The 26756-nt window shown below is 52.1% G+C and carries 31 protein-coding genes and 3 tRNA genes; 15 read left to right on the top strand and 19 right to left on the bottom strand.

Going from position 1 to position 26756, the window contains the following annotated elements; genetic code table 11:
- Nucleotides 1-48: 48 nt before the first annotated feature.
- Nucleotides 49-122, bottom strand: a tRNA-Gly gene (locus tag MXMO3_RS08235).
- Nucleotides 123-135: 13 nt separating this feature from the next.
- A tRNA-Tyr gene (locus MXMO3_RS08230) sits at nucleotides 136-220 on the bottom strand.
- Between the two features lie 209 nt (nucleotides 221-429).
- Between MXMO3_RS08230 and rlmB the strand changes: the two genes are divergently transcribed.
- From rlmB to MXMO3_RS08215, 3 genes are all read left to right on the top strand, one after another.
- Nucleotides 430-1200: a 23S rRNA (guanosine(2251)-2'-O)-methyltransferase RlmB gene (gene rlmB, locus MXMO3_RS08225; RefSeq protein ID WP_117396761.1), complete on the top strand. Its 771-nt coding sequence runs from the start codon at nucleotides 430-432 to the stop codon at nucleotides 1198-1200.
- Between the two features lie 38 nt (nucleotides 1201-1238).
- The gene (locus MXMO3_RS08220) at nucleotides 1239-2309 is read left to right on the top strand and encodes a serine hydrolase domain-containing protein (protein ID WP_117395535.1); all 1071 of its coding nucleotides are present in this window, start codon (nucleotides 1239-1241) and stop codon (nucleotides 2307-2309) included.
- A gap of 87 nt (nucleotides 2310-2396) precedes the next feature.
- Nucleotides 2397-3116 carry a polyamine aminopropyltransferase gene (locus MXMO3_RS08215; protein ID WP_117395534.1) on the top strand — a complete coding sequence of 240 codons (720 nt, stop codon included), beginning with the start codon at nucleotides 2397-2399 and terminating at the stop codon, nucleotides 3114-3116.
- Between the two features lie 59 nt (nucleotides 3117-3175).
- Here MXMO3_RS08215 and MXMO3_RS08210 read toward each other — a convergent pair whose 3' ends face one another.
- The 3 genes from MXMO3_RS08210 to MXMO3_RS08200 all read right to left on the bottom strand — a co-directional run bounded on the left by MXMO3_RS08210 (nucleotide 3176) and on the right by MXMO3_RS08200 (nucleotide 6239).
- A complete protein-coding gene (locus MXMO3_RS08210) occupies nucleotides 3176-4519 on the bottom strand; it encodes a lipopolysaccharide biosynthesis protein (RefSeq protein ID WP_117395533.1) in 1344 nt (447 codons plus the stop codon).
- 14 nt (nucleotides 4520-4533) lie between these two features.
- Entirely contained in the window at nucleotides 4534-5895 is a 1362-nt protein-coding gene (locus MXMO3_RS08205; RefSeq protein ID WP_117395532.1) for a carboxylate--amine ligase, read from the bottom strand.
- 268 nt (nucleotides 5896-6163) lie between these two features.
- Nucleotides 6164-6239 (bottom strand) — tRNA-Thr (locus tag MXMO3_RS08200).
- Nucleotides 6240-6420: 181 nt separating this feature from the next.
- Here MXMO3_RS08200 and MXMO3_RS08195 point away from each other — a divergent pair.
- Nucleotides 6421-7197: an NAD kinase gene (locus MXMO3_RS08195; protein WP_027834260.1), complete on the top strand. Its 777-nt coding sequence runs from the start codon at nucleotides 6421-6423 to the stop codon at nucleotides 7195-7197.
- Nucleotides 7198-7201: 4 nt separating this feature from the next.
- Here MXMO3_RS08195 and MXMO3_RS08190 read toward each other — a convergent pair whose 3' ends face one another.
- From MXMO3_RS08190 to MXMO3_RS08180, 3 genes are all read right to left on the bottom strand, one after another.
- A complete protein-coding gene (locus MXMO3_RS08190) occupies nucleotides 7202-8410 on the bottom strand; it encodes a DUF2336 domain-containing protein (RefSeq protein ID WP_117395531.1) in 1209 nt (402 codons plus the stop codon).
- A 95-nt stretch (nucleotides 8411-8505) separates the two neighbouring features.
- Nucleotides 8506-9330, bottom strand: coding sequence for a lysozyme family protein (locus MXMO3_RS08185; protein WP_051213489.1), 825 nt, complete (start codon nucleotides 9328-9330; stop codon nucleotides 8506-8508).
- A 65-nt stretch (nucleotides 9331-9395) separates the two neighbouring features.
- A complete protein-coding gene (locus MXMO3_RS08180; protein WP_117396760.1) occupies nucleotides 9396-9974 on the bottom strand; it encodes a nitroreductase family protein in 579 nt (192 codons plus the stop codon).
- A 151-nt stretch (nucleotides 9975-10125) separates the two neighbouring features.
- Here MXMO3_RS08180 and MXMO3_RS08175 point away from each other — a divergent pair, with 151 nt between their 5' ends.
- Nucleotides 10126-11058 carry a hypothetical protein gene (locus MXMO3_RS08175; RefSeq protein ID WP_051213490.1) on the top strand — a complete coding sequence of 311 codons (933 nt, stop codon included), beginning with the start codon at nucleotides 10126-10128 and terminating at the stop codon, nucleotides 11056-11058.
- A gap of 52 nt (nucleotides 11059-11110) precedes the next feature.
- Nucleotides 11111-11620 carry a hypothetical protein gene (locus tag MXMO3_RS08170; protein WP_117395530.1) on the top strand — a complete coding sequence of 170 codons (510 nt, stop codon included), beginning with the start codon at nucleotides 11111-11113 and terminating at the stop codon, nucleotides 11618-11620.
- Between the two features lie 2 nt (nucleotides 11621-11622).
- Here MXMO3_RS08170 and thrS read toward each other — a convergent pair whose 3' ends face one another.
- From thrS to MXMO3_RS08155, 3 genes are all read right to left on the bottom strand, one after another.
- A complete protein-coding gene (gene thrS / locus MXMO3_RS08165) occupies nucleotides 11623-13581 on the bottom strand; it encodes a threonine--tRNA ligase (RefSeq protein WP_117396759.1) in 1959 nt (652 codons plus the stop codon).
- 90 nt (nucleotides 13582-13671) lie between these two features.
- On the bottom strand, nucleotides 13672-13980 hold the full coding sequence (gene yidD / locus MXMO3_RS08160) for a membrane protein insertion efficiency factor YidD (RefSeq protein WP_117395529.1): 309 nt from the start codon (nucleotides 13978-13980) through the stop codon (nucleotides 13672-13674).
- Nucleotides 13977-14420 (bottom strand): iron-sulfur cluster assembly scaffold protein, encoded by a 444-nt coding sequence (locus MXMO3_RS08155; RefSeq protein WP_117395528.1) that lies wholly within the window; start codon nucleotides 14418-14420, stop codon nucleotides 13977-13979. Before MXMO3_RS08155 ends, yidD begins: the two co-directional genes overlap by 4 nt.
- A 169-nt stretch (nucleotides 14421-14589) precedes the next feature.
- On the opposite strand from MXMO3_RS08155, the gene folE reads away from it, so the two are divergent.
- Complete coding sequence (gene folE, locus MXMO3_RS08150; protein ID WP_027834267.1) at nucleotides 14590-15216, top strand: GTP cyclohydrolase I FolE; 627 nt, start codon at nucleotides 14590-14592, stop codon at nucleotides 15214-15216.
- Nucleotides 15217-15264: 48 nt separating this feature from the next.
- Complete coding sequence (gene hisI, locus MXMO3_RS08145; protein WP_117395527.1) at nucleotides 15265-15711, top strand: phosphoribosyl-AMP cyclohydrolase; 447 nt, start codon at nucleotides 15265-15267, stop codon at nucleotides 15709-15711.
- A 3-nt stretch (nucleotides 15712-15714) separates the two neighbouring features.
- Here the strand turns inward: hisI and MXMO3_RS08140 are convergent, their stop codons facing one another.
- Entirely contained in the window at nucleotides 15715-16455 is a 741-nt protein-coding gene (locus tag MXMO3_RS08140) for a rhomboid family intramembrane serine protease (protein ID WP_117395526.1), read from the bottom strand.
- Between the two features lie 202 nt (nucleotides 16456-16657).
- On the opposite strand from MXMO3_RS08140, the gene MXMO3_RS08135 reads away from it, so the two are divergent.
- From MXMO3_RS08135 to MXMO3_RS08125, 3 genes are all read left to right on the top strand, one after another.
- A complete protein-coding gene (locus tag MXMO3_RS08135; protein WP_027834269.1) occupies nucleotides 16658-17314 on the top strand; it encodes a PAS domain-containing protein in 657 nt (218 codons plus the stop codon).
- 92 nt (nucleotides 17315-17406) lie between these two features.
- Nucleotides 17407-18033: a PilZ domain-containing protein gene (locus MXMO3_RS08130; RefSeq protein ID WP_051213492.1), complete on the top strand. Its 627-nt coding sequence runs from the start codon at nucleotides 17407-17409 to the stop codon at nucleotides 18031-18033.
- A gap of 174 nt (nucleotides 18034-18207) precedes the next feature.
- Nucleotides 18208-18825 carry a transglutaminase-like cysteine peptidase gene (locus MXMO3_RS08125; protein WP_027834271.1) on the top strand — a complete coding sequence of 206 codons (618 nt, stop codon included), beginning with the start codon at nucleotides 18208-18210 and terminating at the stop codon, nucleotides 18823-18825.
- A 72-nt stretch (nucleotides 18826-18897) separates the two neighbouring features.
- Here MXMO3_RS08125 and MXMO3_RS08120 read toward each other — a convergent pair whose 3' ends face one another.
- Nucleotides 18898-19419 carry a gamma carbonic anhydrase family protein gene (locus MXMO3_RS08120; RefSeq protein WP_205468102.1) on the bottom strand — a complete coding sequence of 174 codons (522 nt, stop codon included), beginning with the start codon at nucleotides 19417-19419 and terminating at the stop codon, nucleotides 18898-18900.
- Nucleotides 19420-19423: 4 nt separating this feature from the next.
- Entirely contained in the window at nucleotides 19424-19747 is a 324-nt protein-coding gene (locus MXMO3_RS08115; RefSeq protein WP_027834273.1) for a DUF6949 family protein, read from the bottom strand.
- Between the two features lie 159 nt (nucleotides 19748-19906).
- Between MXMO3_RS08115 and MXMO3_RS08110 the strand changes: the two genes are divergently transcribed.
- The gene (locus tag MXMO3_RS08110) at nucleotides 19907-20527 is read left to right on the top strand and encodes a hypothetical protein (RefSeq protein ID WP_036221580.1); all 621 of its coding nucleotides are present in this window, start codon (nucleotides 19907-19909) and stop codon (nucleotides 20525-20527) included.
- Here the strand turns inward: MXMO3_RS08110 and MXMO3_RS08105 are convergent.
- The 4 genes from MXMO3_RS08105 to MXMO3_RS08090 are packed head-to-tail and all read right to left on the bottom strand — an operon-like array spanning nucleotide 20524 to nucleotide 22808.
- Nucleotides 20524-20745, bottom strand: coding sequence for a DUF3126 family protein (locus tag MXMO3_RS08105; protein ID WP_027834275.1), 222 nt, complete (start codon nucleotides 20743-20745; stop codon nucleotides 20524-20526). The two genes, MXMO3_RS08110 and MXMO3_RS08105, sit on opposite strands and share 4 nt — an antisense overlap.
- A 54-nt stretch (nucleotides 20746-20799) precedes the next feature.
- Complete coding sequence (locus MXMO3_RS08100) at nucleotides 20800-21177, bottom strand: hypothetical protein (RefSeq protein WP_027834276.1); 378 nt, start codon at nucleotides 21175-21177, stop codon at nucleotides 20800-20802.
- 12 nt (nucleotides 21178-21189) lie between these two features.
- Complete coding sequence (gene cysE, locus MXMO3_RS08095) at nucleotides 21190-22017, bottom strand: serine O-acetyltransferase (RefSeq protein WP_036221583.1); 828 nt, start codon at nucleotides 22015-22017, stop codon at nucleotides 21190-21192.
- 29 nt (nucleotides 22018-22046) lie between these two features.
- Nucleotides 22047-22808: an alpha/beta fold hydrolase gene (locus tag MXMO3_RS08090; protein ID WP_117395525.1), complete on the bottom strand. Its 762-nt coding sequence runs from the start codon at nucleotides 22806-22808 to the stop codon at nucleotides 22047-22049.
- A 142-nt stretch (nucleotides 22809-22950) separates the two neighbouring features.
- Between MXMO3_RS08090 and MXMO3_RS08085 the strand changes: the two genes are divergently transcribed.
- Entirely contained in the window at nucleotides 22951-23196 is a 246-nt protein-coding gene (locus MXMO3_RS08085; protein WP_027834279.1) for a zinc-finger domain-containing protein, read from the top strand.
- A gap of 26 nt (nucleotides 23197-23222) precedes the next feature.
- Nucleotides 23223-24425, top strand: coding sequence for an FAD-dependent monooxygenase (locus MXMO3_RS08080; RefSeq protein ID WP_117395524.1), 1203 nt, complete (start codon nucleotides 23223-23225; stop codon nucleotides 24423-24425).
- Here MXMO3_RS08080 and MXMO3_RS08075 read toward each other — a convergent pair.
- Nucleotides 24417-25283, bottom strand: coding sequence for a pirin family protein (locus MXMO3_RS08075; protein ID WP_162889181.1), 867 nt, complete (start codon nucleotides 25281-25283; stop codon nucleotides 24417-24419). The genes MXMO3_RS08080 and MXMO3_RS08075 overlap by 9 nt on opposite strands.
- A gap of 191 nt (nucleotides 25284-25474) precedes the next feature.
- Here MXMO3_RS08075 and MXMO3_RS08070 point away from each other — a divergent pair, with 191 nt between their 5' ends.
- On the top strand, nucleotides 25475-26755 hold the full coding sequence (locus MXMO3_RS08070) for a TCR/Tet family MFS transporter (RefSeq protein WP_117395522.1): 1281 nt from the start codon (nucleotides 25475-25477) through the stop codon (nucleotides 26753-26755).
- Nucleotide 26756 lies beyond the last annotated feature (1 nt).

The raw sequence follows: 26756 nt of genomic DNA, 5'->3' as shown, positions 1-26756 counted from the left end.
ACACTTTTTCTGCAATTAATTGAAATACAAAGATAAAATATTGGTATTTGGAGCGGGTAGCGGGAATCGAACCCGCATATTCAGCTTGGAAGGCTGCTGCACTACCATTGTGCTATACCCGCAACGCAAGCTGAATGGTGGAGGGGACTGGATTCGAACCAGTGTAGCCTAAGGCGCCAGATTTACAGTCTGGTGGTATTAACCACTCACCCACCCCTCCAAGCATTTCAGCACTCTTGAAGAAAGAGTCTTGTCAATTTCGTGACGAAACCAACGGCGCGATTTATGGTCACCAAGCCCGCTTCTGTCAACACCCAATCTGTTGTTTTTTTATGGTTCTTTCCACTTAAGTGAAGTTTTCCTCTTCCCCTCGCCCAATCTGTGCGATTGTTGCTGGACCCAAAGCCACAAAATCGCTACGCCATATTTATGAACCAGAAAAAACGCTTCGACCCGAAAACTTACAAAAAACGCCCCAACAAGCGCCTCCCCGCTGATGATGGGCAGCTCTACATTTATGGGCTGCACCCGGTTATCGCCGCGCTGGCCAACACCAATCGCTTCAAACACACGCTTTATGCAACACCCAATGCCATTTCCAAACTGGAAGAGGCGGGCGCGAACATTTCGGTTAAGGTCAAAGACGTTACCCCGAAAAAGCTGGATGAAATGCTGGGCACTGACGCGGTGCACCAAGGCGTTGCCTTGCACGTCAAACCGATTGAGCGCGATGCATTAAAGGATTTGCACGAAAAATCATTGGTCGTGGTGCTGGACCAAATCACCGATCCGCACAATGTGGGCGCCATCCTGCGTACAGCCTGCGCCTTCGGGGCAGACGCGGTGATCACCACTATGCGCTTTGCGCCGCAGGAAACCGGTGTTTTGGCCAAGTCCGCATCCGGCGCCCTTGATTACACCTCACTGATTGAGGTGAAAAATCTGGGCAATGCCATTCAAGAACTTCAAAATCACGGCTTCACCTGCCTTGGCTTCGATTCGGAGGCAGAAACCGCCCTCACCCCAGACCTTAAGTCAGAGAAACTTGCGATTGTCCTAGGCGCTGAAAACAAGGGCCTGCGCCAGCGCACGCGCGACCTGTGCGATCAAATGGTCAAGCTGGATATGCCCGGGCCGATCAAATCGCTCAACGTTTCAAATGCAGCGGCAATCGCCTTGTTTGCCGCAACTTCACGATAAACACGTTGAGGCGCAAACAAAGCAAAGGCGAAAAGCCAATGGCTGCATTTGGAAGATTGTTTCTTGCCCTTGTGGCTCTCCTTCTAGCATTTCCCGCTTTCGCACAATCGGAATTGATCGAGGAAAAACTGAACCAGTTCTTGGCCGAACAACAGGTCGAAGGCGCAGTTTTCTGGGCCCATTTGAACGGGACAACTGTCGAAGTATCGGTTGGATATGCGGATAGGGACAAGCAGATTGAAACCACGGCGCAAACGCGATTCTATATTGCCTCCTCCGGCAAAATGATGACGGCAGCGGCCATTCTGCGCCACGCAGAGCGGGGCCACTTACAGTTGGATGGCCGCGCCTGGCCCCATATCAAAAACTTGGACAACATAGAACAACTCGAGAATGCGGATCAGGTTACCATCCGCCAGTTGCTCCAACATACATCTGGTTTGGCCGAATATTTGACCGATGACTTTATCGATGAGAGCACGGCCACCCCCACCAAACGCTGGTCGCCAGCCGAAGCGCTTACATTTGCTTATGACGAGCCAGCTGCATTCGCGCCCGGTACAGATTTTGAATATACCAACACCAACTATGTATTGCTGGGCCATGTTTTGGCTCAGCTGGATGGCAGCCTCGAACAGTCGTTAGAAAAACATATCTTTCGCAACGCCGGGATGACGGCAAGCACGGTTGGCGCCAATGCGAGGGCAAAGAACCTGGCGCACGGCTATGAAATCTCTGGCGCTGATGCGAGCCAGATGGCTTGGGCCAGCACACTTGGCGATGGCCCCGTGGTCACCACTGCCGCAGATTTGGGGCTATTTTTGCGGGCATTGTTTGAATCACAATCCATATTGACGCCAGACATGCTGGCTCAAATGCGCACCGGCTCATCATCAAATCCTAGCTATGGGCTGGGTCTAGGCATAGAAACCGATAGATGGGGCGTTTGGCTTGGCCATTCTGGCGCCTATGAGGGGTACGAATCTTTTGAGCGTCATTATCCAGAACACGACGCGACCTTGGTCCTGCTGATCAATGGCAATCCCATCAACGAATCTTATTTTTTGGGCGTGGCAGCGGATATGCTTTTTGAAATCACCTCCCGGTAGGCTATACCTACCCCTCAAACACACACTTGGCTTATCGCCGGACGTGTACCCAAGCTGAAAGGCGGTCGCGCCAATAGCGACCATGATATGAGCCGACTTTTCGAAGAACTAGACTACTGCCCCACCCCCATCGGCCCGCTTAGCCTACGACGACGCCATGACCCTGCGCTCAATATCGATGTGTATGAGATCATGCTGGGCGACGAATATCTGATGACCAGCCTATTCACCGATTCAGAAGTCGCACTGGGCGCCCAAGGCACGGCGGCCTGCAAGGGAGAAAAACTCGACATCGTGGTGGGCGGTTTGGGGCTCGGCTATACGGCTGAAGCGGTTTTAAAGAACGAGAATGTGGCTAACCTGTTGGTCGTTGACTATTTGGCGCCCGTCATTGAGTGGCACAAATCAGGCATCCTACCGATGGGCAGGAGAGTGTCCGGTGATACCCGCACAAGGCTGATCGCAGGCGACTTTTTTGCCATGGCCGCAGGGAACGGTTTTGACCCTGAACAGCTCAACCGCCGCTTTGATGCAATCCTTGCGGATATTGATCATGCGCCCGACAATTTGCTTGATGACCGAAGCGACAGCTTTTACCAACCCGAGGGTCTACGCGCCCTCTCGCGACACATCAAACCCGGCGGCATATTCGGCCTTTGGTCAAACGATGCAACCGACCAGCGGTTCGTTGATCGCTTAAGCACTGTCTTCGCCTCAGTCTGGGCAGAGCCTGTGCACTTTAGCAACAAAGTCACCGGCCAGGCTTTTGAGCAGACCGTTTATCTGGCACGCACAGCCGCGGAATAAGATTTATACACAATCACTTATTCAAATATATTCATGTATTGATTCAACGTAGCGTGAAGCTAGGCGTCTGACGTAAGGTTCAGTTTTGTCGGCACACCATTTGAGATCGCCCAGAACCCCATCTGCCTCTTAATCAAGACCAACAAGGCAATGATCGACACCAATGTTGCCAACACCGTTGCAGTCGCGGCCCCAACAATGCCGAAGGGCGGCACAAGCGCAAGATTGAGTAATAAATTGAGGCCGAGCGTCACGACCAAAACGACCGACATCTGTTTTTGCCCCCCGGTCATCGCCATGCAATATTTGGCTGCCGCGGTGAAACTTTGCAGCAACACGCCAAATGCCAAAATGATCATGGGCAAATAGGCGTCCGCATATACCGGGCCAAACAAAGAGAGCAGCACCCCACCACCGATAAGCAAAACAACAAAGCCGGCCAATGTCGGCCAAAAGGCGAGATTGGCAAAATGGTGCGTCAACTGGCGCACCTTATCCATATCGCCCCGTCCAAAAGCGGCGGCGATAGGTTTTCCAGCACTGGCGCTGATCGCAAATGTCACAAAACTGAGCAAAGCAGCGATTTTGGTGCCAACAAAATAGACCGCCAAATCCGCAGGCGTCACATAGAATTTGAGCACCAGTATATCTGTGTTGGCCAGCAATAGATTATAGGCCTCAACCGCCGTCAGCGGCAGCGCCGTCATCAACCAAACCCGGTTTAACCCCACTTCACGCGGCGCGTGTTCGGTGCGCGCGCTGAGCGTGCCGCGCATAAATGACCATTGCCATAAAAGCGGCAGCAAAAGCGCAATGAGGGAAATGTAGACCAGATGCACAGCATTTAGCGTCCACCCGCTTAATATCAGTACGGCTACCCCTAGAAGGATGAGAATCGGACGAAATAGATATGCTGGCGCATAAGCGACAACATTTCGGCCAAATCCACGCGCAACGCCCTTCCCAACTTCTGTCAATGTGAAGAGCGGAATGCAAAATGCGCCAATCAATAAGGCTGGGCGGAAGATAGGTTCAACAATATGCTCAGGCGCAAAAAAACTAACCGCAAACATGAGGCAGGTCGCAAAAAACGCCACCAGCAAGCCTACAATAGCGGCATAACGGGTAAAAAGACTGAGATGGCTTTGCTTTTGCTGATCTTGGTATGTCGCGACAAATTTGGTTGCCGCAACAGGCAACCCAATGCCAGAGAACGTCCCCAGCAGCACGACAATAGTCCAAGCAAAAACGTAAACGCCATACTGAGCCGGTTCGATCAAGCGCGCCAAAGCAATGTGCGACAAGAAGCCGATCCCTGCCCCACCCAAGCGCACCCCAAGGGTCGCAATCGAAGCAAATCCGGATGTTGTTCTAAATTTTGAAAAGGCGCGCGCGAGTGCCAATAAACTATCGCCCTTTAGCTAACCTTGCGGTCTTTTTCCGGCTGTTTGTCAAATTGAGAATCAAGTTGATGCTCAACACCAAGGCTAACATATTGTTGGTCGTCACGCCGCGATGGCAAAACCCGCCGTTCCGGCTTGCCTTGTTTAAACCATTTACTGCGCCGCAAAAACCGACCGCCCAACGCCACATATTCAAAAAGTGCTGGCCGCAAATCATCCCAAACAAAACTATCAGAGACCTCAACACGTCGTGCACAACGCCACATATGCTTGAGCGTTTCTGAAATGGCGAACAAGGGGAAATATCGATTCGACCGCTCTTTGTCTTCCATATAATGGATCAACGACAACATCAGGTTTCGGCCAACAATACCTTCCCGGTAATCAGTTTTAAAAACGCGTTTCTCCGGCAAATGGACATCCAAAAACATCGCAGGAAAATCAATGCCGAGCGCCAGTGGTAAAGGCATTGACCCCCATGGCCGCGCATTCACCTCAAGCAGCACCCATTCGCCGCTATCGACAGACTGCCGAAATTCATACATTGCCAAGCCATTTAGACGCACAGCCTCAGAAAGGCGCGTAACTGCATCCAACAGGTCAGCATCCAGCGCCTCACTGATGCGCACTGAACTGGAACCACCACCTGGCTTTTCTGTAATACGCCGATGCTGGAATGCACTGATAATTTTCCCGTCGCGAGCTGCCACGGACACCCCTAGGCCAGAAGCCTCTCCAGCTTGCGGAAAGATTTGTTCAACAAAATAGGCATTCTCATCGTCGATCGCTGCAAGTGCACGTTCAAGCGCGGCCTTGGACTTAATCGCCACCACATCGCCCCGCACCTCAAGGCTCTGCGCGGAATAAGAACGACGCGCCTTCAGCATTAGCGGCAAGCCATATCGCTCAACCAACAAGTCCGCACGGCTGCCCGAATCTACCGCCTCGCCCTTTGCCACCGGGATATCGAGGCTGTTCGCCAGATCACGGGTTTCGATTTTGTCGAAGAATTGGGTCATCGCCAGATCACCGGGATGAGCAATCTTCACGCCCGACAGCCTGTCGCGCTGCGCATATAGCGGCAGCAATGATCGTTCACAACATGGAATGACCAAGTCATATTTGTGCTTTTCTTGCAGTCCCTGAATGGAACTCAACCAGCTTTTGGTCCAACTGCCCACGCGCGGCAAATAGTGCACCTGCTTGATGTATTTCGACGCCAAAGCTGGCGCGTGCCAGTCAAAAGGTGCGGCATGTATCTCCACGCCAAGGCGGCCAAGTGAACGTGCGCTCGCCAAAAAGGAGCGCATATCATCGCCAATCAGCAACACACGCGTTTGCCTTTTTCCTTTTTGCGGCACTTTATTCCCTGACATCCAACACACCTCTGTCCACGCTCGCGACCAAAAAAATCACAAACGAGTTAAATAACTAGAAAGAACAACTACTTGTTCTAGCTCGATTTCACGCCATCCAGTCCACAGATGGAGCGAAAACCAGTTACAATCTAGCCTTTGAAGCAAAGGAAAGCATTAAATATTGACGATTAAGGTTAAGAACGCACACACCGAAGCAACACACAAAAATGTCGGACAAAGCACGACGCATTCACGCTGGAACTGAATATGATCAATGTGGGGAAAATGGTGCCGGTTGAGAGACTTGAACTCCCGACCCACTGATTACAAATCAGTTGCTCTACCAACTGAGCTAAACCGGCTCCGAGGCGCTTGCTAGCACCCAATTTTAGTTTGCGCAAGACTGATTTTTCAAAAATTTTTCGAAATTTCAGAAGTCTAAGAGAAACAATGTGTTTTTCACCGAATTGGACTTCCACTTGGTCCCAAGAGTATGCAATCAATAGGTCAGCTTCTGAACAGCACTGGCAAGGATCATCAGCCGTGACCCGAAATAAATTTGAAAAGATCTGCTTTATTTCCAACGGCTCTGATCAATCCAAGGCCGCCTTGCAGGAACTGGTTGTTCTTTATGGCAATTGCGAATTTGACGACGCCGATATCATTGTCGCTTTGGGTGGCGATGGCTTGATGCTGGAAACTCTGCACCGGGTGATGGACCGTAATATCCCCGTCTATGGCATGAATTTCGGGTCCATCGGCTTTTTGATGAACGAGTTTCATACAGAAAATTTGCGCGATAGACTCCATGCCGCCGAGCAATCGGACATCCACCCTTTGCGCATGCAGGTCACCACCAAAGAAGGCGAAACACACGAAGCGCTGGCGTTAAACGAAGTGTCGCTGTTGCGCTCATCTTACCAGGCGGCCAAATTGCAAATTCTTATTGATGGCAAAACACGGTTGGACGAGTTGGTGTGCGATGGCATTCTTGTCGCAACCCCTGCCGGGTCTACTGCTTACAATCTGTCAGCACACGGCCCAATTCTACCCATCGATTCTCCGCTATTGGCCCTCACCCCCATTTCGCCATTTCGCCCACGGCGCTGGCGCGGCGCGATTCTGTCAAACCGCGCGGAAGTGACCCTTATTCCTCACGAAGTGGATAAACGCCCGGTCAACGCGGTGGCCGACAGCAAGCCGTTTAAAAAGATCACGAAAGTGTCCATCAAAGAAGACCGCAGCCACAAGGTCACGCTCCTGTTCGATCCAGGCCACAGCTTGGACGAGCGGGTGTTGAACGAACAGTTTGGCTATTAGCGTTTTAGGCCGCGGGTAACGCGAGGGCTTCACCCCTCAATCGTGTCACGGCCAAGCGCGCCTCTTGTGGCGCCCGATCACAGAATGTGGCCATAACACCCCGGGCCGCATTACGGGCCAACGTCACGTTCATTTCATTGAGATATGCGAAGAGCGGCACCAACACATCAGGTAAGTCACCATCATGCTCATCGATCAGCGCCGTGATCAGTTGCGACACAACAAAGTGTCGCGCGGCCTGATCGACAGCCAGATCATGAGCGCGCCCAACCGTCACCAGACGGCACATCAAATTGCTCAATGGCGCTTCAAATCCGCATTTCATGAACAGGGCAAACATGCCGCGGCGAGAGCCCTTCGCTAAAATTGAGCTGGCCTTATGCGCAGGCACCTTCGCCAATTGTGCCAAACATGACGAGAAGAACATGTGTCGACCAACCAAATAGGATTGGATCAATAGTCGTGGCGTAAGGCGACCACTCTCCACAAGGGCCTCAATATAGGCATATGCGCTCTTATCAGCGATATCATCACCGATATAAGTGGTCGCATCATCCACCAGATCGCGCATCAGCCGGGCCAAGCGCACAGGCTGTATCGCACCCTTTACATAGCGAGAGGCAGCGAGATCTTCTGCCACCTGTTCGGTCAATAAATATCGACCAGCAGCAGGCAAATCGACATGACGAAGCAAGGCACCACGCATTTCCGCATCGTCAGCCCATCGGTCACAAAGTTCCAACATGCTGCTCTCAGAGAGCAACTCACCATTGCTTTCAATCAACCGCAGATCAACTGCGCGGCAATGTTTTGCCAAAAGTTCGGCAATCAATCTTGGTGAAAGGCTGGCCCGTCCGGCAATAGACAGCAAAACCGCCTCATCCCCGGCCTTGACCAATACATTCAAATCCACCTCGCGCAATACCGGCGAATATTGAACAATGGCCGTCGCGATAATCGGGTCATCCTGGGCCAGCGCAAACATCACAGGTCGCGGTGCATAATCTGAATGCAGCAACTCATAAGCCAGTGCCGCACGCACCTTCACACTAGTATCATCAAGAAAGCTCAGCACAGCCGCGTATAGGGCCGCATGTTCATCTGCGGGCCCGTCGTGATCAAGATAGGCACGCGCGGCAATGCGCGCCGCCTGCCCCCGCTCTTCAGCATGGGGTGATTGAGAAAGATCAAGATAATCTTGATAACCAAGCACGCAACTTACCCTTATGAACTCATACACTGGAGATCAAAATATCGTGCAAGAATTAAAGAACCGTTCACCATAAATAAGGTGACGGCTTTCAACGGCTATTTCTTGTAGAACGAGCTGAAAAAGCTCTGCTTTCCCTTGCCTGCCCCCGCTTCGGTGGGTGCATATGCATTGGTTGAGGGCACCCCTGTGGCGCGATAAAGCGATTCAAACGGGTTCACCAGGCTGGCGGGTTGCCGTACAGAAAATGGCCCCTGATTATCCAGCGCCATTTGCTGCGCCGCGAATTGGGTCGCGGCGGCTTGGTCCGCATTTTCCGGCGCGTGGTGCCGCACCAACACTTGATATACCTGCTTAATGGTGCGCGGCTGATCGCCATTATAAAAGATTGGACGATTTGCTTTTGCCTGTGCTTGAAAATGCTCAGCCGCAATCGCGTTTGGTTGCTCCAACCCCAGTTCAAATAGCTTTTGTGCCCCGCCTGCACCCAAAAAGTGGGCGATATATAATTCACCGGGGCTGGGCATCCGGCCAAATTTGTCTTTGAGATATTCCCCATTGCGGCGGGTAAAGGCGGCAGCCAAATCAGCGGCCATTTCCGGGTCTTCGCGCAGCGCCAAAATCCCGGCTTTTTCCTGCGGGTTTTTCACCTCATACCCGCGATCTGTGCGGGCAATCTTTTCAGCCAGATCGCCATAGCCCAGCTTGGGCCCTTCTTCCTTAATCACCTCCAGCCAAGTGCCTTCCAAAAACTGGAATAGCCCCACAGCCGATGATGTTGCGGCGCGCGCTTCTGGGTTAAGGGAGCTCTCACGCATGGCCGTTTGAAGCAAATAGCCGAAATCAACGCCGTTTTTGTCGCCAGCGCGCGTCAACGCACGGGTCAGCTCCGGCGGCAGGCTATTTGCGTCAACTTTGGGCATGTTCGCCCCCTAAAACGAATATTTACAACACATTAATCATAGCAAACTTGCTGCCATTTGCCCAATTATTCGTGCCAGTAGCTCACCACATCCTTCAATCTTGGGCGATCACGCTCCTGAGGTGCCACCTCTGGCGTACCAATGTGCACAAATCCAACAAACTGCTCGTCGGCCCCAGCGCCCAACATGGTCGCGGCATCCGCGTCAAAACTAAACCAGCGCGTCACCCAATGCGCAGCATAGCCATGGGCGTGTGCGGCATGGACCAAATTGAAGCACACACAACCTGCGGAGAGCAATTGCTCCAACTCGGGCACTTTTGGGTGTTTTTGCGGTCGCGCCAAAACGCCAATCGTCAGCGGCGCAGGCAAAAATCGCTTACGTTCAACGTCAAGCGTTTCATCATCAGCTTCAGGGTGCTTCTGCTGCCAAATATCCGCCAGCTTTTCCCCAACGATCTCGCGCATTGCACCTTGATAAACAACCATTCGCCACGGCACGATCTTGCCATGATCCGGCACACGGGCACCTATTTCCATGATCTGGTCCAACTCGGCCACGGTTGGGCCGGGATTGGTCAAAAATGGGGCGGTGACAGAACGACGGTTTTTCAAATAATCAATCAGCGCGTCATGTTGCGGCATCGGCTTTTCCTTAGTGTCTTTGTAAACCAATTGCACTTATGTCATAGCTAATGCCTAATCTGAATATGCATTGCCAAAATTTGAACGAAATCTGAGCTAAAGTGCACTTATGGTCACGATTCATCGCCTCCCCGCCCATTGGGCAGCCTCAATGCTCCTTGCCATCGGTCTGTTAGGATCAACTGCGCCCGCATTCGGCCAGGAGAGTGCGCCAGTGCCTCCCCCTCGCCCTGCAGACATTGGCGACAGCGGTGAAACAACACCTGACGAGCAGCCCGCGGCAACGGGCACATCAGTTCCGGTCGTCACCAACGTGCCAAAACCCGGCAAACCGCAACCCGTCACCATCGCCGCGAAAATCGCAGAAGATGGTGAAATCATTCCGCAAGGGATCGTGTGGCGGGTCTATAGCACAACGCCCAATGCCAATGGGGAGTTGGAGCTTCTCGATAAGTCGGAAGAAACCCCTGCAATCTTTAGCCTGTCCCCTGGGCAATATGTGGTGCACGCGGCCTATGGGCGTGCCCAAGCCTCAGACACGGTGACTGTTGAGCCCGGCCCGAATCAACTCGATATCATCCTCGATGTCGGCGGTTTAAAGCTGAATGCCGCCATTTCTGGCGACATCAACATCCCGGACCGTTTTTTGCGCTTCAACGTCCACACCCGCGATGCCGAAGGACAGTCCGTTTTGGTTGCCCGTGCCGTCCAGCCAAATCAACTTTTGCACCTGAACTCCGGCACCTATTCGGTCACCTCTTATTTCGGCAGCATCAATGCCACTGCTAAGGCTGATTTGCAGGTCCGCCCCGGCCAGCTCACCGAAGCTACGCTTTATCACAAAGCTGCCCAAGTCACCTTTAAGCTGGTCTCAGAGCCAGGTGGCGAGGCGATTGCTGATACAAGCTGGATTGTGAAAACCCCTTCGGGCGAAACCGTTTATGAGGAAGCAACGGCATTTCCGGCCACCGTTTTGGCGCAAGGTGAATATATTTTGCTGGCCCGACTGGGCGACCGAGTGTTCAACCGCGAATTCGAAGTGTTGCCTGGCCTGCCGCGCGAAATCGAAATTATAACGCAATAGCCGATCCAAGATCGATGCATGTGCGTATCCTTCTCAACCTATGGAGAAGACAATGCGCACACGCCAACTGTTTCTAGCAACCCTGCTCAGTTTCTTTGCGATCGCCACACCTGCCCTGGCGCAACAATTCCCGACCATCGAATCCAAAGATCTGAATGAGCGGGCTGTTACCCTGCCGCAGGATTTCGTCGCGAACCGCTCCCTGCTGTTCATCGCCTTCGAGCAGGAGCAGCAAACCGACGTCAACACGTGGCTGCCTTTTGCCGAGCAGCTGGAGCAAAATGGTCACGCAAAGTTTTATGAATTGCCTGTTTTGCCTTCGGCACTGCGTCTTGTTGGTGGCTTTATTCAAAATGGCATGCGCTCTGGCATTCCATCACAAGCGACGCGCGCCAAAACCATCACACTTTACACAAATGTGTCGCGGTTTAGAGCAAATCTGGGACTGGGGCCAACCAATCAGATCTATGCTGTGGTGATCGATCGCGCGGGGAAAGTTTTGGCTGTAGAAAGCGGCGCATATTCTGAAGCAAAAGCTCAAAAACTACGCGCCGCTCTATAAGACTATGCCAAATCAGGCGGTGTTGCCTCTTTGGCTAGGACCGCGACCGCCTCGTCAACGCTGACGACCTTTTGCCCTTTTTCGCCAAGGCGACGAATGGAGACCGTGCCTTCTTCGGCTTCGCGCTCACCAAGCACAAGAATGGCAGGCACTTTCTGGGTCGAATGCTCGCGCACCTTATAATTGATCTTTTCATTGCGGAAATCGGTCTCAACCCGAAGGCCCGCCGCTTTCAGCTTTTCAACAACCTTCATGGCCGCAGGATCAACATCTGAGATGATGGTCGCAACAACCGCCTGGGTTGGTGCCAACCACATCGGCATACGGCCAGCATGGTTCTCGATCAAAATGCCGATAAAGCGTTCCAAAGAGCCCAAAATCGCCCGATGAAGCATGATCGGACGCTGACGGGAACCATCTTCCGCGATGTATGATGCATCCAAACGCTCAGGCAGCACAGTGTCCAACTGTAGCGTGCCACACTGCCAGGAACGGCCAATAGCATCTTTCAAGTGGAACTCCAGCTTCGGCCCATAAAAAGCACCTTCGCCTTCGGCTATTTCAAAATCTCGACCTGTGGACGCAATCGCATCACCCAGTGCTTTTTCAGCCTTATCCCAGGTCTCATCGCTTCCCGCACGCTGCTCTGGCCGTGTTGCCAGCAAAATCTTTACGTCGGTGAAGCCCATATCTTCGTAAATCGAATCCAGCAGAGCACAAAAGGCATCTGTTTCCGCACTAATCTGATCTTCACGACAGAAAATATGACCATCATCTTGCGTCATTTGCCGCACGCGCATCAAACCGTGCAATGCACCATGCGCTTCATTCCGGTGGCAGCAGCCAAACTCAGCAAAACGCAATGGCAAATCGCGATAGGATTTGATGCCTTGATTGAAAACCTGAATATGCGCAGGGCAGTTCATCGGCTTCAACGCCATCAATTTGGAATCAGGCGCCACATCCAACTGTTCAGCATCCGAGGCAAATTCCAAATCCGGCACCACGAACATATCCTCACGGAATTTGCTCCAGTGGCCAGATTTTTCCCACAATTTGCTGTCCATCAGCTGCGGGGTTTTGATCTCTTTATAGCCGGCAGCATTCACCTTGCGGCGAATATAGCTTTCCATCTGATTATAGATGTTAAAGCCTTTGGGATGCCAGAACACTGAGCCCTGCGCCTCTTCCTGCAAATGGAACAGGTCCAACTCTTTACCCAATTTGCGGTGATCGCGCTTTTCAGCTTCTTCGATCATGTGCAAATAGGCTTTGAGCTGCTTTGGGTTGGCCCAAGCAGTGCCATAAATGCGCGACAGCATCTTATTGTTGCTGTCCCCGCGCCAATAGGCACCGGCCACTTTGGTCAGTTTAAAGGCCACACCAACATCCTTGGTGCTGCGCATATGCGGACCACGGCACAAGTCAAACCATTGACCTTGTTTATAGATTTTCAGGTCTTCGTCACCAGGAATGGCGTCGATCAACTCGACTTTATAATCTTCGCCTTTGGCCGCAAAAACGCGCTTGGCTTCCTCGCGGTCCCAAACTTCCTTGGTGAACTCCGCACCGCGCTCGATGATTTGGGCCATCTTTTTCTCAATGGCTTCAAAATCCTGCTCGGTGAAATGCTGGTCACGCGCAAAGTCATAATAAAAGCCGTTTTCGATCACTGGACCAATGGTCACTTGAGTATCGGGCCATAGCTCCTGCACGGCCTCAGCCAACACGTGCGCACAATCGTGGCGGATCAATTCCAGCGCAGCTTCATCATCGCGCTGCACAAACTCAATCGCCCCATCCTGCTCAAACGGGTCAGAAAGATCGGTCAGCACGCCATCGACGCGCATGGCAACGGTTTTTTTCGCCAATGACTTTGAAATAGATTCAACAATCGTGGTGCCGGTGGTACCGCGAGGATATTCTCGAACTGCACCATCAGGAAACGACACATTGACCATGATCATTTTCTCCACTTCATATAAGTCAAATTGCCATGCCACATCATGCGGCATGATCCGTCAAAGAGGTTGCTTTAGCATGTTTTGAAATTATTTCCAGCGCCCAAAGCGCCAAGGGGCATACCATTTTGCCTTTTTTGGCAAAGATTCAGGTACGGGATCAAAACCTTCGGTGCCGCCAGGCCGACAACGATAGATCCGCGCTGCGCCCATCCAGCCGCCGGGCCAAAATCCATATTGCTTGATCGCCAACAGCGTAAATTCGGAGCAAGACGGCGCATGGCGGCACGTTCGCCCCATAAAAGCGGAAAGCGTATAGCGGTAAAGTGTAATTAGGCCAATCGCGAGCCAGCGAAAAGGGAAATCAATAATCCGACCGATCAGCCTCAAAATGCTCACGCGCTTTTCGCCTGTAATTCAATTTGATCCAGCGCGTCACAAATCGCGTCAAACACCAGCATTACAGAGGCGTGCCGCTGCGGAAAATCTTTGACGGGTTGCAAATATTTCAGGTCGGCAAACCGACCGCTGGGCGGCGGTCCATCTTCCTTCAGCATCGAAAGCATTTCAGTGCGCACCAGGCGCAACTCATCTGCCGCGGCCCCCAGAATATGATGCGCCATAATTGACGCGGCTGTTTGGCCCAACGCACAAGTTGCAACCTCATGACCATAAGCCGCAACGACCCCTTCGCGGACACTCAAATCAATTTCAATCGTAGATCCACACACGCGTGAGTGCCGACGCGCGCTCGCGTCCGGTGCATCCAGACGTGGCAAGTCCGGCAGATTGCCTGCATATTCGAGAATTTTTTGATTGTAGATATCGCCAAACGACATTGTGAACCTATTCGCGCGCTAGAACACTTGTTTCTTGTTAGATAAGCATCATATATTGCGCTTCAAGCAAAACCAAGCCAGTGCCCGGTCTTTCACTTTGGCGTGTGAAATGAGTAAACCGTTCAGTCTCTGGTCCCGTATATAAGGTCGACGCCATCAGGAGATGATCATGGATGCGACCATAAAATCTATAAGAAAAGACCTCCCGACCACCAAATCAGTTGTTCGCCCCACCCGCGATGAGGCAGAGCAAGCCGTGCGTACCCTGCTGGCATGGGCTGGCGAAGATGTAACGCGCGAAGGTTTGTTGGAAACCCCAAAACGTGTTGCAAAAGCCTATGAAGAATTCTTCGAAGGCTACACCTTGGACGCGGAAGAAGTGCTCAACAAAACATTCCGCGATGTTGGCGGCTATGATGACATGGTGCTGGTGAAAGACATTCCATTCTTTTCACACTGTGAGCACCATATGGTGCCCTTTGTCGGCAAAGCACACATTGCCTATCTGCCAACGGACGCCGTCGTTGGGTTGTCCAAACTTGGCCGCGTCACCGACGTATTTGCCAAGCGTTTTCAAACCCAGGAAAACCTGACCCAGCAAATTATCGATGCGATCAACGATAATCTGAATCCAAGGGGCGCCGCTGTGATGCTTGAGGCAGAGCATATGTGCATGTCCCTACGCGGCGTGAAAAAACACGGCGCGACAACCCTGACGCAGCGCTTTACCGGCGTTTTTGCCGAAGAACCGAAAGAGCAGGATCGCTTTTTCCACCTCTTGGCGATGCAAAAATAAGCGCGATCAAGTCTGGCTTTCCTCATAGGCGCTGTTTATAACGTGCCTATGAGCAAACTGACCGATCCAAAAGACCTTTCCAAAACCGAACTTGAAGCAGGCACCTCTTTCGCGCCCCGCTTCGACGCGAACGGACTGATTCTTGCCGTCGTGACTGATGCTGAATCAGATGCGATTCTGATGGCCGCCTATATGAATGAAGAGGCACTGCGCCTCACCTTCAACACAGGCTTCGTTCACTTTTTCTCCAGATCGCGCAACAGCTTATGGAAAAAAGGCGAATCATCAGGCGAACTGCTCGACTTCGTGGAAATGCGTGTCGACTGCGATCAGGATATATTGCAAGTGCGTGCCACCCAGCGTGGCGCCGGGGCCGCCTGCCACACGGGCCGCAAAACTTGCTTTTATCGCGCTGTTGCCATGGATGACGATGGTTTTTCGGTCAAGGACTTGGGCATCAAGCCGCTCTTTGATCCCAATGAGCGCTACAAATAGCCGTTAGAACAATCGCCGCTCCAACCACGCCACGGCAAAAAATCCGGCCACAAAACCTGAGATGTGCGCTTCCCAGGCCACATTGGCGCCTTCCATGCCCATCAATTGTGGAAACACGCCAAACAAAACATTCACGCCCATCCACACAGCGGTGAACCCAACTGCGCGTTGGTCTTTCAACAATTCTGAAGGTGTGGCCAGCCGACGCCCCAAAATACGCACCTCGCCTGTTTCTTTATCCACTTCCTTGATCAGCGGTTGATACATAAAGCGCAACGCGCCCCCCATTAGGGCCGATACGGCACCAGACGCGCCAATTAGAATCGCGACAGAATTATAGTGCACCAGCAAATAACCGATCACACCGCCAACGAGCCCCAATCCAAACACGACAGCAAAGCCAAACGGGCCATAGCGACGCGCAATTGGTGTCCCAAAAACCGCCAGCCATAATACGTTGAATATGAGGTGCATCCAGTCTGCGTGAAGAAAGCCGTGAGTGAACGGTGTCCAGAACAATGCGCCAACGCCACCGGGCATTTCCGGTGCAAATTGCAGCCGCAACGGCGCAAAGCCAAATGTTAACAAAAACCGGTAAAATGACTCCTCGGACAGAATCAGGTTGGCGCTTAGATGCAACAGAACCAGAAAGATGATCAGTGCCGTGACCGTGGGCGGTAAATTCACTATTGGGGGATTTCCGCCTGATTCCTGCGGGTTTTGATCATCTTGTGGATTGTTCATGTCGACTCCAAACCGTGTAACTGCCCGTTTATGCCCGCTATTTTCGAATTTTTCCACACCTTGCCCACCGCGTTAACCTTAATAAACGTTTAAGGGCGATTTTTCCGTTTGTTTGAGTCACATTGGCCTCAACTTACAAACCAAAAAAAGCGGCGTCTAAATTCTCATCAGATTTGACGAACCAGTGGGGCGAAACGAGACCATGCAAAAGCTAAGCACGCGCACACTTTATAATTACTGGAACAATCTACGGGGAACCCGCAGCGCACCTGAGCGTCGCGACGTGGACCCTACTAAGATTCGTCATGCGCTGGCCAATACCTTTATTCTGGAAGCCGACAAATTGGGCACCGCGTTCAATTTCCGTCTGGCTGGTTCCCACATTTGCTCTGCTTACAATCGCGAGTTGAAAACACGTCCTTTCCTCGATTTGTGGCGCCGCAAAGACCGCGATGCCATTGAGACATTGATTAAAGCTGTGACAGATGATCACGCCGCGGCTCTTGTGACCTTCACCGGCACAAGCCAACATAATCATCCCCTCTCCTTTGAGAGCATTTTGCTGCCTTTGCGGCACAATGGGGCCACAAACACCCGCATCATCGGCGCCATTACAGCTGTTGAAGAACCATATTGGTTTGGTACCCATCCCATCATGGATCAAAAAATCACAGGCTTGCGCCTGATTTGGCCAGACGATCATCCAACTGATCTCTCCGGCCGCGACATGCAAGCTGACGTAGCGCCCGAAAATGATCTTGTCGATTTGCAGGAAAATTATGGCGGCTCAGTGTCTGTGTTCGGTCGTTCAGCACGCCGATATCAGCACCTCGCGGTGATCGACGGCGGCAAGCAATAGTTTTTCGAACAAATTCAACTCACTAACACTCGGTTAACTTAAAACCGATATGGTTTGTCCACAGTCGTACTTTTGTGGATAATCTTGTGAGTATGTTGAACGCGACCGCTCAAAATCTGGACACTCATATAGCCAACAGCTTTGATGCATCTCGCTTTCAAAGCGTAAAGGTATCGCTTTTGGGGCGCTATATGCTGGAAGACCGGCGCGAATTCCCATGTCAAATCATCGAGATGTCACCTGGCGATGCCCATGTCATTGCCCCGGCCAGCGGCAATGTCGGCGAAAAAATCATCGCTTACCTCGACCATATTGGTCGCATCGAAGGCACAATCATTGAGCTGATTGACGGGGGCTTTCATATGGAAGTCAACGTTTCGGCCCGCAAACGTGACAACATTGCCGCGCAGCTCACCTGGTTTGCCAACAAAGACATTCTCAACCTGCCAGAAGATCGTCGGCATGATCGACAGGTGCCGGATATTCGCCATTCCAGCATCATTTTGGACGATGGCCGCAAGTACAATTGTAAAATCATCGATATTTCATTGTCCGGTGCGGCGATTGAAATCGATGTGCGCCCGCAAATGGGCACGCCGGTCACATTGGGCCGGATGCGCGCCCGCGTGGTGCGTCACTTTGATGATGGCATCGCGGTAGAATTCTCTTCCGTGCAAGAAGTCTTCACCGTTGTGCAGCGGAACTTGCACACCAACTAACAAAGATCAAAACTCAGTTTTTTGTCCATGCCCCGCAGCCCCCGCTGATCGGGGCTTTTTCATGCTTAACAAGCGTTGAATCTAATGGTTCAACCTTGATTTAAAACCCAACGTTTTTTTTCGCTAGGCCGAAAAGTCTCTTCTTCATTCTGCTCTCTGTCAGGGAGATTTGAAATGAAGAACTTTTACGCCACCGCGCGAAACCTATTATTGGCCATTAGCGTCTTGCCGACCTTGTGGGCGGCACCCGCACTGGCCATCAGCGAAGACCAGGCATTTGTGCTTGATGTACGCGAAACCACAATTCCAATCGGACATGCTCAGTTTTGCCAATCCCGCCCAAACGAGTGCGGTCAAAATTCAAATTTGGTCACTTATGAAAATCTGAGCCAATCCAAATGGGATGAGCTGTTGCAGGTCAACGCGCACTGGAACAACGCAATCCGCCCGATCAACGACATTGATCTCTACCAAACCGAAGAGTTTTGGACATATCCACGCGAATATGGCGATTGTGAAGACTATGTCCTGGCCAAACGCCGCAGCTTGATTGAGCGCGGCTGGGCCCCGAGCACTTTGTTGATCACTGTGGTGAAGCAAGCCAATGGCGAAGGCCATGCGGTGCTCACCGTGCGCACAGATCGCGGCGACCTTATCTTGGATAACCAAGAAGGCTTGATCAAAGTCTGGAGCCAAACAAATTACACCTACATCAAGCGTCAGTCTCAGCAGCATCAGGGCCGCTGGATGGAGCTTGCAGACAATCGTGAGGTTATCCTCGCGTCACGCTAATTCGGCCACCCTTCCAACCCCTGACACTCTCGGCCGAATAGAAGGGTCAGCTTCCCCGAGCTGGCCCTTCGCCTATTCTGAGGTCAAATCGCTGGCAAATAGCGTTGCACGTTCAATATAGCGCTCTGCCTGATCAAGACGGTCCGCCATGCTGGAAGGTTCAAGCGTCTTTTTCACACGCCCCGGTTGCCCCAGCACAACGGAAAAGGGCGGCACCTTTGTGCCTTCAGTTACAATAGCACCGGCCCCGATGATGCTCCCCTCACCGATTTCAGCCCCATTCATCACAATGGCCCCCATGCCAACCAATACACCACGCGCGAGCGTGCAGCCGTGTACGATGGCGCTATGGCCCACCGTACAATGATCGCCAATGATGGCTGGAAAACCAGGATCGCAATGCACGACGGCATTGTCCTGCACATTGCTGCCCTCACCGATCGTGATCTGGTCCGCATCGCCGCGCAACACAGCGCCAAACCAAATGCTTGAATTTGCTGCCGCGGTGACCTTACCGATCACGCTGGCGCTGGGCGCTACAAATACAGAGTTGATCGTGGGGCTGTCTGCACCCAGTTGATAGATGGGCACCATGGGCCTAAGCCCCGATAACACTCAAAAACACGCTGAGCGCCAACAAGCCTGTAATGAAGCTCCAACCAAACGCGATAAACGCTGAGAGCAAAACGCCGCTCATCGACAAAGAGCTTTGCCCTTCACTACGCCAACCCATATGCAGCATGATCATCGGGCCGCAAAAAAAGCTCATCGCCAGATGGCCAAATGCGCCCAGATAGCTTTCACCATCAAACCGCAATATCGCCTCTTGCTTGAACACAAGCTGGTACAAATAGGTGCCAATACCAGAAACCGCCAACCCGACACCAACAATGTAAAGTGCAATTAAAAACTCAATGGACATCGCTTCCCCGCTTGCATTTTGGCAATTTCTTAACGTTTTATTAAACATATTTCCGCCTACATCAAAAGTCACGTCTCAAACACGCGCATGGTTAATGCCGAAAGATGGAAGTTGGCTCGCAAGAAAAGTAAAAAACAGCAGCAAAAACAAAGCGTTGTCATGAACACCCTGTTCTTGATGGCTCTATTGTCGATTTTAGGCCTGGGGATAATTTACGCGATTGATGCCCTGGAACCCGAAAAAGAGCGGGTTGATCCCAACTTTATTGCAGAAAAGCGTCAGGTCACGTTGGGCTTTGGCGAAGTTTATGTGCCGCAAAATTGGCTGGCGTCCACATTGGACGACACGCAGCGTGCGTTAGAGAGCCTGGAACTGCTGATTCCCATCCAGCTTGAGACTGAAGTGGCCGAGATCAATGTCGATTTGGTGCCCGCCAGCCGCACCACCCCCAGCGCCTATTTGCTTGATGCGCTGTATATCCACCGCTTTTCATCTGATCCGGCCACGTATCAATACGGGCTCGTTGGCAGACGCTTAAAAGATGGTGAGGGCTATAAGAATGAAAGCGTCTGGTATGATCCATTGCGGCCACAACCCTTTGTCGCCAAATGTGTGGAACCACTAGCGGAAGAGTTCAAAGCGCCAAATTGTTTGGAAACAAAACTTGTGAACAAACGGGTCGCCGCGATCATCAAGTTCCCAGAGCAATATCTGCCCCAGTGGAAAGAGTTTGACGCACAAATGCGCGCCAAACTGAAAATACTGACAAAGGCAGATTAGCCTGCGACTTCGTCCAAATCGATGTCCAGAATTGCCATTTGGAAATTGAACGAGCGCTCGCCCTCATCCTCATCCAAATACATAACGCCGATAAACTCTTCACCGAGATAAACTTCGGCTGAATCTGTCTTTTTCGGACGCGCTTTTACCAGCAATTGCGGATTGCCAAATTTCACCCGCAGATATTTTTGCAGGTTTTCCAACTCTTCTTTTGTCATGATGCACTCCGCTTGTTCATTTCGATGGGCAAGATAGCCAGTTTTGCCCGCGCCTCAACCTGTGGGCGCGCTTTTTTGCAAACTATCCTCACCTTCCACAAATATATGGAATTGTTTTTGCCAGTTTGGACCAGTTTGCCGCCAAAGTGACAGATGTGTGGAGACATGGCCATTCTGATTAGGCATTTTAAAGGCAAGGCACAAACTGTCAGGCGCCCCCTGCTCACACCACATGAGCTCGACGGCATCAGCCTGCGCCCCTTGTGTTTGCACAAGATCGGCAAATTCCGCACCGTCCAGCGCGTCGCCTTTTGTGTCAAAGCTCACAAAGTCAGGCGCAAACAGATCCGCAACGGCGTCAGTTTGCGTTAAAAATGCCTGCTCTTTGGCCCACACGGCCTGTGCAGGTCCCTCATTCACACGCGCGTCCATCCAGACTGATCCTTAGTTGGGCCCATCTGTCAGCATCTGATCCATGCGCAAGGCAGGCTCAGCGCAGCCGGCTTCGCCAACCACTTTCGCTGGCACACCCGCCACTGTCATGCATTTCGGCACATCTTTAAGCACGACGGAACCTGCCGCCACCCGTGCGCAATTACCGATTTTGATGTTGCCAAGAATTTTTGCCCCGGCCCCGATCATCACGCCAGAACCGATCTTCGGATGCCGGTCGCCATCCTCTTTGCCCGTGCCGCCCAACGTCACTGCATGCAGGATCGAAACATTGTCGCCCACAACCGCCGTTTCGCCGATCACAAGGCCCGTGGCGTGGTCAACCATGATGCCTGCACCAATGCGCGCCGCCGGGTGAATATCCACCTGAAACACTTGTGATATGCGGCTCTGCAAATATTGGGCGAAATCTTTGCGCCCCACTTTCCAAAGCTCATGCACAAAACGGTAAGACTGAATGGCGTGAAATCCCTTGAAATAAAGCAAAGGCTCCACCGCGCGATGCGTGGCGGGATCACGTTCAAGCGTAGCGGCCAAATCCGTCCGGAAATAATGCGCCAGCTTTGGCTCAGCCTGCAGCATATCCTGAAACGCTCGATGGATGATCGACGACGAAACATCGGCATGTTCCAACAGCTCTGAAAGGCGATAAGCCATTGCTTCTTCAAGACTATTGTGGTTCAGCACATTGGAAATCACAAAGTTTGAGAAGGCAGGCTCATCGGCCATGATTTGTCGCGCTTCGGCGCACACATCGTGCCACACCGGGTCAACAATTCTGGGTTTCTCATCGCGGTTTAATTTACCAGCCATAGCCATTTCCAATTCGTTATGCACAATCGTTGGTCTTACCCAACTGGGTAGACCCGAGAAAAGAAGTCTAGCACACCTTCTTTAAACTGTTTATCCCCAGTCGCGCGCATGTGATCGCGCCCTTCAATCACAAGACTTTCGCCTTTGTCCATCAACGCGGCCAATGGTTCGGGGCGTCCGCCCACTTCGTCATCACTGCCCACAGCAACCAAAACGGGCACATCGATTTTAGCCACGTCTTCTTGTGAAATCTTTTGCCGCGACGAGCCCATGCAAGCCGCCAACGCCTTCAAATCGCTCTTGGTGTGCTCAGCGAAAATACGAAACGTACGCCCGGTGCGGTCTTTCACTTCATCCAAGGTTGGAGCGAGCAAAGCATCAACAATCGTGGTTGAATTGCTCATACCCACGGTCATGCGCTCACCCAAACCACCAAACACGGCACAGGCGATTTTATCCGGCGCTGTCATCGACACATAGGCTGAAATGCGCGCGCCCATGGAATAGCCCATAATCGCAACTTGCTTTACACCCAGATAGTCGATCAAATTGATAGAATCTTTCGCCATCTCACTTGAGGGATAAGCCGCAGTATCATAGATCTTTTCAGACTTGCCATGTCCACGATTGTCGATGGTGACAACGCGATATCCTGCATCCACCAGTTCTTCGACCCAACCGGTATCAACCCAATTCACTTTGCCATTGGAGGCAAAGCCGTGCACCAAAAGCACCGTTGGCCCTTCCCCATAGATGGAAAATGCAATCTCGTAGCCCTCAGATGTAAATGTCGGCATCCCGCTTCAATCCTTATTCGTCCAGCCCAAGCAAAACTTTGTGATTTCTCACCGTCTTTGCACTGGTTTTTTTCAAACGAGTTCGTTAATGTCCGCCACACTTAACCTCTCGCATTCAATTGGGCAATGAGTCTGTAAGACAATGGCAAATCAAATCACACCACATTTTCAGAACAGCATGGGCGTCGCTAAAATCGAGATCGGCACCAAAGAGTTTAAGTGCATCGGCGCGCTGCCACCTTTTGATCACCCGCATGTTTATTTGGACATGGGCAACGAAACTGAAATCGTGTGTCCTTATTGCTCCACCCACTATGTGTTCAATGCTGAACTGGATAGCGCTGCGGCGTCACCCGCAGAAGCGGCTTACAATAAGAAGTCGGCCTAACCCACAAAAATAAGCTGGATCGCCACATGGCCAACAGCAGTAAAACCATTTCCATTGCGGGCGCTGGCATTGCCGGTTTGACCCTGGCCATTGCGTTGGCCAAATTCGGCTTTCGTGTCGTGGTGGCAGAACGGCAAGACGCGCCCAGTGAATTTGGTGCAGGCCTGCAAATCAGCCCCAATGCCCGCCGCGTGCTCGACACGTTAGGATTGGGCGACGATTTCGCAGCCAACAGCTTTGCACCGGACGCAATTGACATCTACCCGCACAAACGCACATCACCAATCAACAGCGTCCAGCTGGGTGACTTTGCCACCAAACGCTATGATGGCGTGCCTTATGCTGTTGCCCATCGCGCAGATTTGCTTGATTGCCTTTATCGCGCGGCCAAAAAGTTTGCCAATATCGAGATCCATTTCGGTGTGGAAGAGATCGACGCGACCCAAGCAAATGGTGGTGTATCGATTCTTCTCAAAGACAAAAACAGCGCCCCCTTTCCGGTGACCGCCCGCGCCCATATCGGTGCTGATGGCGTCCGTTCTGAAACACGGATAAACTTGCTTGGCGGCCCAAAGCCGCAATTCACCGGTTATGTTGCATGGCGCGCCTTGGCAGATATTGACGATGTCGCAAAGCATCTGCCCATGAACCACACATCCCTATTTTGGGGACCAGACTATCATGTGGTGCTCTATCCATTGCCGCATCAGCGCAAAGTCAACATCGCGCTGTTTTCGCGACATAAACATAAATCCATCGAACGTGGTGCAGAGCTTAAGCTCGGACCCAATCGACTTTCGATTAAAGAAAACAGCGTGTTAGCGCCGATTCTGGATTCACTTTATGATCAGTTTACCCCATGGCCACTTTTCGGCGTGACCTGCGAGCACTGGTACAAGGATAACGTGGCGCTTATCGGCGATGCGGCCCACGCCATGCTGCCGTTTCAAGCGCAAGGCGCTGCCATGGGCATGGAAGATGCTGGATTGTTGGCCGTATTATTGGCGGCCGAGCCGGACAATGCGAAGGCGTTCGCGCAATATCAATCCTTGCGCAAACCGCGGGTGGACAAGGTGCAAAAGCAATCAGCGCAAAATGGCAAAATCTTCCATATGCGCCCGCCCAAATCTTGGGCGCGGGATTTGGTGGTTGCACGTCAGTCGCCTGACGCGCAACTCAAACGCCTAGATTGGATTTATAAGCACGATCCGTTTGAGGGCCTACTCTAAGGCTGGCCCGAATTTCCCCGCCGAAAAATCTTGAAACGCGTGGTAAATCTCCGATTTGGTGTTCATGACGAATGGCCCGCCTTTTGCAATCGGCTCGTTCAATGCTTCACCTGTCGCAAGAACAAATCGGCCACCACTGTCACTCACCACGTCGATGGCGTCGCCGGACGTGCTGAGCTCAATCAAGCTCCCCTCGCCGAACAATGCATTGTCGCCACTGGAGTCCTTCATGCTGATCGTGCCTTCAACCACCAGCAAGAAGCCTTGGCGCCCATCGAGCGGTTCGGCAAGTTGGCCACCAGCTTGCAAACTGACATCTAAAATGAACGGTCGTGTAGCCCGATCTAAAAAGTGACCCTTGGTGCCCTGGCTGGTTTCACCCGCGATCACGCGCATGCTTGCTTTGTCGCGCTTTTCCACCTCCAGCTTGGAAACGTCCAAGTTTGTATATTCGGGCGTATCGCCTTTTTGCGCGGCAGGCAGATTGAGCCAGAACTGCAAGCCCGACAAATCTTCGTCGCCGTCAACACGCGGCATTTCCGAGTGAATGATGCCGCCAGCTGCTTTCATCCATTGCACGCCGCCCGGGCCCACTTCAGCAACATTGCCGATATTATCGCGGTGTCCCATATTGCCACTCAGCATAAGCGTGATTGTTTCAAAACCGCGGTGTGGATGCGGGGGAAATCCTGGGATTGGTCCTTTTGGGCTTTCAACCTTGAACCAGTCCAACATCAAAAAGGGATTGATCACATCAATATCGGGTGTACCGATATAGCGATGCACCATAATCCCTTCACCTTCTTGCACATAATGTCCCCGACTCGTTTGCGCGGCATATTTTAGGTTCGACGTCATTTTCGCCTCCATTTACGTTTGAAGTAGAAATAGTCTCATTTTGATTTACAAAAAGCCCCAAACAGACAATGGATTGTTCACAAAATCATATATAGTTGATAGTTTTCTTGTTCACCGCGGTTTCAAAATTGACTCGCGTCACCTATATGCAGCATGTCTACTGACGCGAAATGCCCGCCTAAAGGAACATCATGACAGCTGCTAAGAATTCAAAGCTGGCGCTTGCCTTTATTCTGATCACTGTGCTCATCGATATCATCGGGCTGGGGATCATTATCCCTGTCTTGCCGCACTTGATCGAAGACCTAACCGGCGGCACTGTTGCTGAAGCTGCGGTTTATGGCGGGTTCCTGCTATTTGTCTACGCATTAATGCAGTTTGTTTTCTCACCCATTCTCGGCAATTTGAGCGATCGATTTGGCCGCAGACCCGTCCTTTTGTTTTCGCTGCTTGGCCTTACATTGGATTATATTTTGATGGGATTTGCGCCCACCATTGCTTGGCTGTTCGTCGGGCGGGTGCTTTCAGGCATCATGGGCGCAGCCGTATCAACGGCAACAGCCTATATTGCCGACATCTCCACCCGTGAGAAACGCGCGCAAAACTTTGGCCTCATCGGCGCGGCGTTCGGCGCTGGCTTCATCATCGGCCCAGTCATCGGCGGGCAATTGGGCGAGTTCGGTCCCCGCGTTCCTTTCTTTGCCGCAGCAGTCTTAGCCTTTGTCAATCTGGTCTATGGCTATTTCGTGCTGCCCGAAAGCCTGACCATGCGCAAGCGTCGCCGCTTTGAGATCAAGCGCGCCAATCCCCTGGGCACGCTGATGTCCCTACGCAAATATCCTTATGTACTGTCTTTTATTGCGGTACTGTTTTTCTTCTCACTCGCCGCCCAGACTTATCCCAGCATCTGGAACTTTTTCACCATCGAGCGGTTTGAATGGTCGCCGTCGCAAGTGGGCTATTCGCTTGGCGCATTCGGCGTCATGTTTGCCATCGTGCAGGCCGCAGTGATCCGGCCATCCATGCGGTATTTGGGTGAAGTCAAAACGGTTCTTGTGGGCATGAGCTTCGCGGTATTCGCCTTTTTCGGCATGGCCTTTATCGACACGCCGATGGGGCTTTATTTCTTCCTCGCCATGGGCGCAATGGGCGGGCTTGTGGTCCCCGGCCTCACTGGCCTAATGGCCAACCGCGTTGACGACAATGCGCAAGGCGAATTGCAAGGCGGCATAAACGCCATCAACTCCATCACGTCCATTATCGGCCCTTTGGCGGCGACGCAGCTCTTCTCGTACTTCACCACATCGCCCAAGGCGTTCACCTATTTCCCCGGCGTACCCTTCTTTGCAGCGGGCATTGCGGTAACCTTTGGCGCCATTTGGTTTACCTACACAGCAATCAAGGCCGGCCTTCTTTTCAGGCGAAAGCAGCTATTTGGTCAACAAACGACCACCAAAGAGCCTGACGAATAAC

The sequence above is a fragment of the Maritalea myrionectae genome (genome assembly GCF_003433515.1).
GTDB lineage: Bacteria > Pseudomonadota > Alphaproteobacteria > Rhizobiales > Devosiaceae > Maritalea > Maritalea myrionectae.
The sequence above is the reverse complement of the archived record's forward strand: the minus strand, read 5'-3'. Positions and strand labels throughout refer to the sequence as shown.